At 27.0% G+C, this 12,702-nt stretch carries 10 protein-coding genes; 3 read left to right on the top strand and 7 right to left on the bottom strand.

All coding sequences use genetic code 11. The features are described 5' to 3' along the window. Nucleotides 1-24: 24 nt before the first annotated feature. The 3 genes from ACYQ1T_RS10750 to ACYQ1T_RS10740 form a co-directional block, all read right to left on the bottom strand. Nucleotides 25-801, bottom strand: coding sequence for a TMEM164-related integral membrane acyltransferase (locus ACYQ1T_RS10750; protein WP_459834642.1), 777 nt, complete (start codon nucleotides 799-801; stop codon nucleotides 25-27). A 111-nt stretch (nucleotides 802-912) separates the two neighbouring features. Then, nucleotides 913-1,437: an ECF transporter S component gene (locus ACYQ1T_RS10745; protein ID WP_459834641.1), complete on the bottom strand. Its 525-nt coding sequence runs from the start codon at nucleotides 1,435-1,437 to the stop codon at nucleotides 913-915. A gap of 241 nt (nucleotides 1,438-1,678) precedes the next feature. Then, on the bottom strand, nucleotides 1,679-2,137 hold the full coding sequence (locus ACYQ1T_RS10740; RefSeq protein ID WP_459834640.1) for a metal-dependent transcriptional regulator: 459 nt from the start codon (nucleotides 2,135-2,137) through the stop codon (nucleotides 1,679-1,681). A gap of 173 nt (nucleotides 2,138-2,310) precedes the next feature. Here ACYQ1T_RS10740 and ACYQ1T_RS10735 point away from each other — a divergent pair, with 173 nt between their 5' ends. Together ACYQ1T_RS10735 and feoB are read left to right on the top strand one after the other, a co-directional pair. Beyond that, nucleotides 2,311-2,544 carry a FeoA family protein gene (locus tag ACYQ1T_RS10735; RefSeq protein WP_459834639.1) on the top strand — a complete coding sequence of 78 codons (234 nt, stop codon included), beginning with the start codon at nucleotides 2,311-2,313 and terminating at the stop codon, nucleotides 2,542-2,544. A gap of 20 nt (nucleotides 2,545-2,564) precedes the next feature. Beyond that, on the top strand, nucleotides 2,565-4,676 hold the full coding sequence (gene feoB, locus ACYQ1T_RS10730) for a ferrous iron transport protein B (protein WP_459834638.1): 2,112 nt from the start codon (nucleotides 2,565-2,567) through the stop codon (nucleotides 4,674-4,676). 49 nt (nucleotides 4,677-4,725) lie between these two features. Here the strand turns inward: feoB and ACYQ1T_RS10725 are convergent, their stop codons facing one another. Together ACYQ1T_RS10725 and ACYQ1T_RS10720 are read right to left on the bottom strand one after the other, a co-directional pair. Further along, on the bottom strand, nucleotides 4,726-5,739 hold the full coding sequence (locus ACYQ1T_RS10725) for an acyltransferase family protein (protein ID WP_459834637.1): 1,014 nt from the start codon (nucleotides 5,737-5,739) through the stop codon (nucleotides 4,726-4,728). Continuing rightward, a complete protein-coding gene (locus tag ACYQ1T_RS10720; RefSeq protein WP_459834636.1) occupies nucleotides 5,706-6,563 on the bottom strand; it encodes an alpha/beta hydrolase in 858 nt (285 codons plus the stop codon). Before ACYQ1T_RS10720 ends, ACYQ1T_RS10725 begins: the two co-directional genes overlap by 34 nt. Before the next feature lie 154 nt (nucleotides 6,564-6,717). Here ACYQ1T_RS10720 and zupT point away from each other — a divergent pair, with 154 nt between their 5' ends. Beyond that, complete coding sequence (gene zupT, locus ACYQ1T_RS10715) at nucleotides 6,718-7,494, top strand: zinc transporter ZupT (protein WP_459834635.1); 777 nt, start codon at nucleotides 6,718-6,720, stop codon at nucleotides 7,492-7,494. A gap of 120 nt (nucleotides 7,495-7,614) precedes the next feature. Here zupT and ACYQ1T_RS10710 read toward each other — a convergent pair whose 3' ends face one another. Both ACYQ1T_RS10710 and ACYQ1T_RS10705 read right to left on the bottom strand, forming a co-directional pair. After that, nucleotides 7,615-11,253: a 5'-nucleotidase C-terminal domain-containing protein gene (locus ACYQ1T_RS10710; protein ID WP_459834634.1), complete on the bottom strand. Its 3,639-nt coding sequence runs from the start codon at nucleotides 11,251-11,253 to the stop codon at nucleotides 7,615-7,617. A gap of 362 nt (nucleotides 11,254-11,615) precedes the next feature. Continuing rightward, nucleotides 11,616-12,539, bottom strand: coding sequence for a DMT family transporter (locus tag ACYQ1T_RS10705; RefSeq protein ID WP_459834633.1), 924 nt, complete (start codon nucleotides 12,537-12,539; stop codon nucleotides 11,616-11,618). Nucleotides 12,540-12,702: the final 163 nt, after the last annotated feature.

The raw sequence follows: 12,702 nt of genomic DNA, 5'->3' as shown, positions 1-12,702 counted from the left end.
ATAATTATATCACTTATAATTTTTTTAACCAATTACTTTATCTTGAGTTTTGTTAAAATTCCCATATTTTGTGATAATTCTTCTATTAAATATTATATTTATCAAAACAAACCAAATTATTATACATACTATTACAAGCAATTCTAAATTAATAAAATACATATTTCCTTCACCTAATGAAGATAATATTGTTCCCTTACTTGCTTCATTTGAACCAAAGCTAACAAAAAAATAATTAGTTTTATATACGTTATTAAATATACCCATTAGAATTCCTAATATTTGAAGCTTTAAAAACATTTTTAAAGTATCCTTAATACTTGGAAGATATTCATATATAATTGCAAAATATAAAGGTATTATAACTATTGTAGTGTGAGCAACCATAAACTGATAATATTTAAAGTATCTAAATGATAACTCCATATCTATAGATATAAGGCTACTTATTCCCCCTATAACTCCTGCAAATATAGAAAAATTAAATAGCTTTTTATTCTTTGTAAATACTAATACCATACAAAATATACTTGTTAAATAACATAAATGAAATGGCAAGTTATCAGCTTTAATTCCTTCAATTATCCATACTGAAATATAATATGTTGTAAAAACTCCAATAGATAAAATCCCTATTGTATATCTAATAATCTTATCAATTATCTTATTTTCTTTAATTTTTTCCTTATAAAGTTTAATTCCAATAATTATAACAATAAGAATAATTATTGGAATTATTTGCTCCCATAGACTTGTTCTATAAGATTCATTTGGTATTTTTAAAATAAAAAACTCTTTCACATATATCTCCTTAGGAAATTATTATTACACTATAATCTATGAAATAAATATTTTAATATTCTATTACTTAATGTAAAATTTGTGAAATAGTTTTATATAGAATTTAATTATCTAAGCTGCTGTTTTATTATTAAATACTTCGTATATATTTTTACTTCTAGTCTTTGCAACTGCATTTCCAAGACTATAAGCTATTGCACCATCTACAAAGTGATGTAGGATTGTACCAACTGCTACAACTACTATAAATTCATATACTGAAAATCCAAATGGTATTACTATTAGGCCTTCTAAAATCCCATGTAATGGAGCTGTTAAAAATATAGCCTTTTTTAAATTTTTATCTCTTTGAATTATTTTTGCACCTACAAAGCCTACAATTATATGCATTGATGCTCTTGCAGCTACAACTAATGGTGTTGTTATAAAAAATCCAAATGTTGAGCCTACTCCCACTGCTATTGCAACAGCTGGTGATATTAACATAGCTAAAAACATAGGAACTTGTGATGCTAATGTAGCCGTAAATGGTCCTATAGCTATTTTTAAAAATCCAAATTGTGTAGGTATTATAATTGCTAATGCTGTTAATAAGGCTGCAAATACCATCTTTCTTACTTTTTCTCTACTTTCCATAATAAAACTCCCTTTCCTTCTTGTGTATATACATTAGTATATATTCATTATTTTCTTTTGTAAATATTATTTTTATTATTTATAAAAATCAATTAGATTTAAAATTCTAATAACGTATGTAGAATTGCTATTTATTTCACTATTAAAATTATCAGTTACTATTTAAAATAATAATAAGTTATCTACAGCCTTGCTATTAATATAATTTTCTAAACAATAAAAAGTGAGAAATTTAAATTCCTCACTTTTTATTGTTTATATCAATTTCATCTTTAATATTATTGTTATTATATACTAGTATTAAAAAATTTTTTATACACTTTAATGTTTCATCATTTATAACGTGTTCTATTTTCTCTGTTTCCTCTAGTAATGTATTCTCCACCCCTAAGATACTTAAAAATTTTTCTATTGTATTATGTCTATCTAATAAAAAACTTCCCAGTTTATTTCCCTTATCTGTCAAAATTATAACCCCATATCTTTCATATGTAGCTAGTTTTAATTCCGAAAGTTTTTTTATCATTTTAGTAGTTGAGGGGGGTTGTACATTAAGAGCCTGTGATAAATCATTAACTCTAGTAAACCCTTTATCTTTAGCTAACCTATAAATCATCTCTATATAATCTTCCATTGAAGCTGTAAGAACATTTTCACTGTTTCTTATGTATCCATTAAAGGTATAAAAGTTTTTATCCACTACATCACCAACTTATCAAGTTTATAAATAATTATATTCATATAGTTCTATAAAAATTCTATAATAATTTAATTTGTATTTTTGTGTCATTTCATAAACCTAAAACATATTATTAAATTAGAAAGTTAACCTTAGCTAAAATAATTAAACAAACGAAACTTAGGAGGTAAAAGATGATTACTTTATATGATATGAATGTAGGAAAATATGCTTTAGTTAGAAATAATTCTGCAAAGGATTCACTTAAAGAAAGGCTTTTAGCTTTAGGACTTACACGTGGTGCTATAGTTGAGATTCTTAGAAAAGGGCCTAAAAATAATCTTACTGTTTTTAGAATTAGAGGAGCTATGATTGCTCTTCGAAAAGAAGAAGCAGAGCTTATAGAAGTTATAAATTATAAGGATTAATTTTAATAAGAGGTGAAAAAATGGGACTTACTGCTCAATCAACAAAAATATCTTCAATGGAGGATGTATTTAATATTGGTAAAAAAGAAAACCAATATGTAATTGCCTTAGCTGGTAATCCTAACACAGGTAAAAGTACAGTATTTAACTATCTTACTGGCCTTCATCAGCATACGGGTAACTGGCCTGGTAAGACGGTTGTAAATGCTCGTGGTGAATTTAAATATAATGGAAATGAATATATTTTAGTAGATTTACCTGGAACTTATTCTTTATTTTCCTCTTCAATTGATGAGGAAGTTGCAAGGGATTTTATATGCTATGGGAATTACGATGCAGTTATCGTAGTTACTGATGGGACTTGCTTAGAAAGAAATCTTAATTTAGTTTATCAAATTATGGAGCTTACAGATAATACAATAGCTTGCGTTAACCTTATTGATGAAGCTAAAAAAAAGAATATAACAATTGATAAAAATGGACTTTCTGAAGATCTAGGGATTCCTGTTGTTCTTACAGCTGCTAGAAGTGGAATTGGAATGGATGATTTAAAATCTACCATTGAAGATATAGCAGTAAAAAAAGTTAATAATAAACCAAATATTATAAAATATGATTCTAATATTGAGAATACAATTGATGAAATATCTAAATATCTAGATACTTATGATGTTATAAATAAACGTTGGATATCATTAAGACTTATGGATAGTGATAGTAGTATATTTAAAAAGCTTGATGAATTTAATGGTAAGTTTACAAGTTCTACAGCAAAAAAATTGCAAGAAGACTTTAATTTATCTTTAAATAAAGAGAAACTAAGAGAAAAAATTTCAGAGCTTAATTATAATAAAGCAAAGCTTTTAAAAGAAAAACATGTAAAAGAAGATGTTAAAAAAATTAATAGAGATAAAAAAATTGATGATATAGTAACATCAAAAATTTTAGGTATTCCTTTAATGTTACTGCTTCTTGGAATTGTTTTTTGGATAACCATTGAAGGTGCAAACTATCCATCTCAATGGCTTTCTGATTTATTATTTAGCTTTCAAGATGTACTTACTAAATGGTTTACTTATATGAATGCTCCTGAATGGCTTCATGGATTATTAGTTTTAGGACTTTATAGAACTCTAGCTTGGGTTGTTGCTGTAATGTTACCTCCTATGGCTATTTTCTTTCCTCTATTTACTATCCTTGAAGACTCTGGATATTTACCTAGAATCGCTTTTAATTTAGATCACTTATTTAAAAAAGCATGTGCTCATGGAAAGCAATGTCTAACTATGTGTATGGGGTTTGGCTGTAATGCAGCTGGTGTTATTGGATGTAGAATTATCGAATCACCACGTGAAAGGGTAATTGCTATAATAACAAATAATTTTGTTCCTTGTAATGGACGTTTTCCAACACTTATAGCTATATCATCAGTATTTTTTGCTGTTACAGCTAGTAATTTTACAAATAGTCTTATACCAGCTTTAACAATTACTTTATTAGTTATACTTGGAATATTAATAACCTTACTAGTTTCCTTTACTCTTTCAAAAACATTATTGAAAGGAGTTCCTTCTACCTTTACTTTAGAGCTTCCCCCTTATAGAAGACCTCAAGTTGGTAGAGTATTATATACATCAATAATAGATAGAACTATATTTGTTCTTTCTAGAGCTGTTTTAGTTGCTGCTCCTGCTGGAGCATTAACTTGGGTACTTGCTAATATTTATATAGGCGATGCAAGTATAATAACTCATGTAGCTACATTTCTTCAACCACTTGGTAATGCCATAGGTTTAGATGGATTTATATTATTAGCCTTTATTCTAGGTTTTCCTGCTAATGAAATTGTATTGCCTGTTTTATTAATGGCTTATTTATCTACTGGAACTCTTACTGATTTTAGTAGTATTGAATCCTTAAGGACAATTTTACTAGATAACGGCTGGACTTATTTAACAGCTTTAAATGTTATGTTATTTAGCTTATTACATTGGCCATGCTCTACTACCCTTTTAACAATAAAAAAAGAAACTAAAAGTCTTAAGTGGACACTAGTTTCATTCTTACTCCCTACAGCTATTGCCTTTGTTGTTTGTTTTATTACAACTACTATATATAATTTTATCTTTTAATTTATTATAAAAATAAGGATTAGAATTTATATTTTCTAATCCTTATTTTTTATTTAAATTTAAACTTTTTCCATGATTTTTTTCCTGTATCTATTCCTTTATCAACAGGATATAATATTCCACTATATACTTTATTAACTCGCTTCCTTGCTAATATATATATTATGAAAATAGGGCTTAAAATAATTGCAATATTACCTATTATACTCATATTCCATTTTGGTACAAAGAAATATACAAGTAAAACAAGATATATATGAAAAACATAAATATTCATAGTTGCTGTCCCTATATATGTGAAAAATGTTATTTTTCTTGGTATTAAATTAATTATACATATACTAAATAAGATTGCACCTATATAAAGTAATGCTCTAAAAGCAATACCTTCCACTATATTTAATTCAAATGAACTATATGATTGTGAATTATAAAAGAACTTATAATTCAATAAATTATTATCAGCAACATATAAAGCTATTCCTGCAAAAATTAATATTCCTAAAATTGAAAGCAGTTTACTAAAGCCTTGAATCTTTCTCAAATTAATATCATTAGCATAATATCCAAGCAAGAAAAATGGTAAAAACACTATGGTTCTTGAAACTGATAAAATACTTTCTGCATGTGGTAGTATTCCTATTACTAAGCCTGTTATAAAACTTAAAGGTAAAATATATTTAAACTTTATTATATATTTTAAAGACATTCGCCAAAAGAAAAGACTTAATAAATACCAAAGGGTCCAACCTGGGTATAATACAGAAAACATAGCTTGATTTGTCCCAATATATACTGCTCCATACCATATCATATTAAATATTATATATGGTATTAATAAATTTCTTATTGATTTTCTTTTCATTTTCTTAAAATTTTTAGAAAAATATCCTGAAATAAATATAAATAATGGCATATGAAATATATATATAAATATATATATTCCCTTTAAAATAACACTATCTTTTATGTAGTACTCAATAACATGACCAAAAACTACTGTAAAAATAAGCATTACTTTAAGATTATCTAATGAATAGTTTCTTTCCTTTTTACTTTCCATAGCGTTTCTAGAAAATCTATTATTTTTTTAGATTCCCTTTCTCCCCTTCCTAATATTAATCCAGTAATATCGGAGTGATGCTTCCCTTTTATAATTTCAATTTCCCCTTTATCCCCATAACTTGAAATTTTATCCACAAAACTTATAGAGTTTTCAATATCAATAAGTGGATCTTTATCTCCATGAACACATAAAACTCTTATATTTTCTTTTCCATTAACAAGGTCTATTGGATTTTTATTTGAAAAATCATAATTAGGTCCTAAATAATTTGCTATTAAAGTTTTTGAATGCTTTGAAATACATTTTTCAAAATCAAGAACTCCTGCAAAAGTTATCATTCCCTTAAAAATATCTTTATTAATATTAAATTTTTTATGCATTTTTTTATTAAAAATTAAATTTGTGCATAGCTCCCCACCTGCTGAAAATCCCATTGATACTACACCATTTTTAAAGCTATCTTTATTATTCTTAATATAATGAGAAAATGCTGAAAATATATCCTCTATTTGAGTTGGATATTTATATAATGGAACTAATCTATATGCTGGAAGAACAACTGTATATCCTAACTTATTAAAGAATTTTCCTATACAAGTACACATTTTAGGACTACCATGCCACCAACCTCCACCATGTATAAAATATATTAACGGCTTATCCTTATCTTTACCTTTATAAACTCTATAATACTGTTTAATATTTTCACCATACTTAAAACTTTTATATTTTAATTTTCTATCACTTATAAAATTATATCTAAAAATCCTTAAAAGTAATGGAATCATAGCAATTTTCTCTTCTATTTTATAATTAATCATCCCATTCTCCTCACCTTTAAACTTATTTAAACATTACTTATTATATATTAAAAATTATTTTAAATCTATAATTTAAAATTTACTGCATAGCAAACTTTTTAAACTAGTATATTATATAGAGTATTTCAAATTATTATTAATATGTGAGGTGTCTATGCTTAATAATCAGTCTTTTATACCTTTACTATTATCACTTATTGCTGGAATGTCCACACTAATAGGTGCTTTTATAGTATTTTTTTCAAAATCTCAAAATAAAAAATTAATAACCTTTGCTCTGTCTTTTTCTGCTGGAGTAATGATAACAGTTTCCTTTACAGATTTATTTGCTTCTGCTGAAGAAACATTAACAAAGCATAATGGAAACTTAAATGGTGTTTTATACACATTACTATTTTTAATTATAGGTGCAGTAATGGCACTATTAATAGATAAGTTTATTCCTGATAACTCTCCAAATATAAAAGGTGGCAAAGGAAATAAACTTTATAGAGTAGGTTTTGTATCAATGATTGCTTTAATGATACATAATTTTCCTGAGGGAGTTGCAACCTTTGTTTCTGGATATGAAAATACAACCTTAGGTATTTCAATTGCTATTGCTATAGCTCTTCATAATATTCCTGAGGGAATATCTATTGCAATGCCTATTTATTATTCAACACAAAGTAAAAGTAAAGCCTTTAAATATACCTTACTTTCTGGTCTTGCGGAACCAATAGGTGCATTACTTGCATTTTTATTTTTAAGACCTTTTATAAACGATATAATTTTAGCTATAACTTTTGCAATAGTTGCAGGAATTATGTTATATATATCTTTTGCTGAACTTATTCCAACAGCTCGTCAATATGGATATAGTAAAATATATGTATTATCTGTTTTTTTAGGTATATGCATAATCCCTCTTAGCCATATTTATGTACATTAATTCCTTAATAAAATTCTATTTTAAATTAAAATATTGATTTTAATCTAATAGTTTATAACAAAAACTCTTTTAAAGATAGATTTTTGTATCTACTTTAAAAGAGTTTTTATAATTTTATTATTAAGCTATTTTATCTTCTTTTTTCTTTAGAATTAACGCTCCAACTGCTATTAATCCTAATGATAATACCATTATTTGAATTGGTGAAACAACTGCACCTGTATTAGGTAAGTTTTCTTGATTGTTTTCATTTTTATCTTCACCAGCTTCTGGTGTTACCTCTGGCTTTGTTTCAGGTTTAACTTCAGGTTTAACTTCAGGATTTTCAACAGTAGTATCTTCTCCTGCTACAAGTAAATTATAATCAAGTGATGGAACTCCATTTATTTTCCATTCATCTGCTATTGAATCTCTCATAACAATTTGAGTATTTACTACATTAATTGCATTTGAAAAATCGTATCCATCTCCACCAGTTAACATAAAATCATTTATTGCAACTGAATAGTATTCATTCATTTTTATTTTAGTTCCATCTGATAATCTCATAGATGTAACTTTTCCTGTTGCTTCATCATACCAAACTTTAAGTCCTGCATATTGTCCCCATCCAAAACTTGGAGGATTAATTCCATGTTCTATTAATTTTACTAAATCTTCACCCTTAACATCTAATGTTACAATAGTGTTATCAAAAGGTAAGATTTCATACATATCTCCAACAGTGATATCTCCGGCTTCTAAAGCTCTTCTAATTCCACCACCATTATTAATTGATATTTGAGTACCAGTAATTTTTCTCATAGCTTCTGATACAGTAATACCAAGTGGAGTAACTCCCTTATTTCTATCATGATCTAATTTATTTTCTATATAAGCTACTTTCTCTGCAAATATAGGTCCTAAATTTTCATTATGCTTATCTATTAATGCTTTAACTCCTGCATCTACAGGTAGTATATCTTCTTTCCCTACAAAAACATGTGTATAAGGTTCTGCACTTATTAAGTTTTTATCATTGTCAAAAGTAAATCTTATTGTTGCAACACCTCTTCCATTATATCCACCTTGAACTACTGGAATTCCATTTACATATCCATCAACAAATCTGTGATTATGAGCAGCTATAACAGCATCTACATCCTTTGCATCCTTTGCTATATCTGCAGCTTCACCAACTATTGATCCATCTTTTTCTTCTATAGCTCCAGAATGAGTAAGAGCAACTATTGCATTAGCTCCATCTTTTCTAGCAATTTCGGACCATTTATCTAAAGTTTCTACTGGATCTAGAAAATCTAAATCTTCTATTTTATCAGCCTTTGTACTAGTTACTGTATCTGTTGTTGCAATTCCTATAAATGCAATTTTAGCACCATTTCTTTCTATCATAATGTATGGCTTTGCAAAATCAACTAACTCTCCAGTTTTCTTATATACAATATTTGCAGCTACAAAATCAAATCCACCATCTTTTTGCCAATTAGCAAAATCACTTCTATCCCAATCAAATTCATGATTACCAATTGCAGATGTTTCTAAGCCTATAGACTTGTACATATCTATTACAGGTGCTCCATGAGTAAGGTTTGATATTGCAGTACCTTGGAATGAGTCTCCTGCTGATACAGGAATAACACTGTATATATCATTAGCTTTTGATCTATATTTATTTATAACTCCTGCCATTTTAGCAGCACCAATATTCTTACCACTTTCTAAAACACTACCATGGAAATCATTTATACTTAGTATGTCTACTCTATTTGCAGTTAAAGCTTTTAGCTTAGCTAACTTTTCAGTTTCTCCCATTTCTGTAAGCTTAGTTGAAACATAGTCCCAAGTTATAGGTGATGATATAATTCCGTAATTAAGTGGTACAGCTAAACTTCCATCATTTATAAGCTTAATAACTTCAGCTCTTAAAGGCTCATTGTACTTAACTACCGTTAACTTCCAGTTATTATCAACACTTCTAGTAATAACTCCACCTTTTACATTTTCAATATAATCAGCAATCATATCTCTAACATCTGATACTGTGTCATTAATACTTTCATAAACTTTTACAAATTCATTTCCATCTAAAACATCCATTAAATTTGAATATCTATAATCATTTATAGCTAAATATACAACATCTTTATCTTCTACCTTTTTACCATCATTAAATGTAAGGTTTTCTATTCTCTTTCCTTCTGGCTTTGAAATATTAATCTCATATTTTACACCTGAAAGCATATCATATAAAAATGATGCAACATCTTTATTGAAAGAAACAGTAAAATCACCTTCTTCAAAAGTATTAAAGAATCTTGTTGCCCACTCTAAGTAATTCTTTATTTGTTTACCTGTTGTTTTAACTGTATAAAGCTTATTATCAAACTTATATACATTTGCAAGGTCTGATTTTGATATATCTCCAGATTTTAAATTTGATGAGCTTGATAACATAGCTGCTCCTGATAGATGATAAACATTTTTTGAATCTATACCTAATGATTCTAAATGCTTAGCACTATAGTGTAACTGAACTTCATTAATAAGATCAGTTACCCCTTGATCACTTACAAAGGATTGTGGAACTCCCTTAACTTCATTTTCTTCAGCTAAGTTATTACCCTCTAACCTACCAATAACCTTTTTAGCATCTGCTATTGCAGCATTATGATAAACATCAAGTTTTTGATTAAGAGCCTCATCTTCTGCTATAGTCTTATCTACTTTAATATGTGAAGCCTTTTTATTTATAACTTTTGCTTGTCCATTATTTTTTTCTATTTCTAACTCAACTTTTGAAACTTCTTGTCCATTATTCTTAGGTTGAGTAATTAATACACCATTTACTATTTCAGATAATATTGATGTATGACTATGTCCTGCTAATATCATAGCTACTTCTGGATTTAAATTAGCTATATCTTTTGCACTATCTCCATCTCCATGCTCTTGATTTAATCCCATATGTGCTGATACTACAAAGATATCTGCTTCATTTTTAGCTTTTATTTCGCCTATTACTTTTTTAACTTCTTCTGCTGGATTAGTAGCTTCATATCCTATTAATTTATCTGCATCCCATTTAGTGATATGATTTGTAACAACACCAATTACAGCTACTTTAACACCATCTACCTCTTTAATTATATATGGTTTAAATACTCTTTCTTTATCTTTATAAAAGTTTGCAGCAATTATAGCTGTTCCTCTATCCTCATATTGTTTTACTAATTTATTTAAAACATTCATCCCATAGTTGAATTCATGGTTTCCTAACGAAAATACGTCATATCCAATTTCAGTCATTCCAAGAACCATTGGATTTACATTGTTATTTAAATATTCTTCTGTTAAAAATAAGTGGTTATAATTTCCTTGAATAGTATCACCATTGTCCACAACTATAGTATTTGGATTCTTTACTTTTTCTTCTTTAATTATAGTTGCTATTTGGTTTAATCCACCATCAGATTTAGAATTGCTTGCATAATCATAATTTTTAAACTTACCATGTAAATCTGTTGTAGATAAAATTTGTATAGTAGTTTTTTCATTACTTGTTTCTGTTAAAGATACTTCTTCTTTTTGTATTTCCTCTTTTTGTACCTCTTCATTTTGTAATGTCTCTTTTTTTTCTGTATTCCCCTCTTGTTGTTCTACTATCACATTTTCATTTGCATATGTAATTATAGGAGTACTTCCTAATCCAAATACTAATGAGAATGCTGTTGCTAGTGCAATTATCCTTTTCTTTAGCATAATCTTTCCCCTTTCGTTTTTAATATAATGTAAACCATCATTTATTCTCATTAGTATCTTATTATGCACGAACATTCCTTTCAATACTTTTCTTATAATACGTGATTTTTATTTTTGGTTCATTTTACTAATTGATAATTTATATATCGAAATATTATCTTTTTAATTATTTTATACCTAATTATATTTATATTTGAAAAATATTAACTATCTTTATTGATATTTTTTCAGTTGGAAATTTAATATGTATATTATGTTATAATTATTAATTTTGTTTCACTTTTGTGAACATAATATAAATTACCTTTTTAATTCTCTATAAAATAAAGGTAGGAAATTTCTCTCCTACCCAAAATTAAATATTATTCTTTCTTTTTATAAACTAAATATATTCCCATACAAACTAATATTAAAGCTATTAATATCTTAATATCAAAGATATTTTCATTTAAAAATATAGCAGATAGTATTGTTCCAAAAATAGGTATTAAAAAGTTAAAAACTGATATTACTCCTACCTTGTTATACTTAAGTAGTTGAGACCATAATGCAAATGCTACTGATGATAATAAAGCCATATATAAAAGTAAACTGCTTGATTTAAATGAAAAGTTTGAAAGATTTCCTCCTAAAATATAACCTAAAACTGTTAGAACAAGTCCCCCTATTGTAAGCTGATATCCAGTTACTATAGATGCATCTTTGTTTTGAGTTATTTTTTTACTATAAATTGATGAAATTGAAAGTAAAAAAGCTGCAATCATTATAAAACCTTCACCCATAAAGGAAAAACTTCCTTCTAATACTGATGTACTACCAAGGTTAACTATGACAACTCCTAAAAATCCAACTATACATCCTAAAATCTTATTATAATTTAGTCTATCATTTTTATAAATAAAATGAGCTAATATAATGCTAAAAAATGTTCCAGTTCCATTTATAATTGCACCTCTTACACCAGTTGTATAAGACATTCCTATATAAAAGAAAATATATTGAATGGTTGTTTGTCCAATTCCTAATATGGTAACTTCGCTTAAATCTTTAAGTTTTAAATTAAAAATCTTAGAGCCTTTTATCATCTGTAATAATAAAACCAGTATTCCTGCTAAGAAAAATCTATATCCTGCAAAAATAAGCTTTGAACCTATATCATTTCCCGCAATATTAAAAAGATTATAGCCAACCTTTATTGCAGGATAAGCACTTCCCCATAAAAATGTACAAATAACTGCAACTATAATTATATTTTTTCTATTAGTATAAAATTTTTCTGTATTCAAAATTGTTCTTCCTTTCTAGCTAGTAAATTATTATAGATACTATTATATACTTAATTTATCTATATTTGAATTATTATATATATGGTGTATTTATTTAAAAGCAAAAATCCTAAGGAAGTTTTGTAGTGGTAGATTTATATACCAACTTTTAAAATTACCTTAG

The sequence above is a fragment of the Clostridium carnis genome (assembly GCF_054657435.1).
This window is presented reverse-complemented; position numbering and strand designations above follow the sequence as displayed.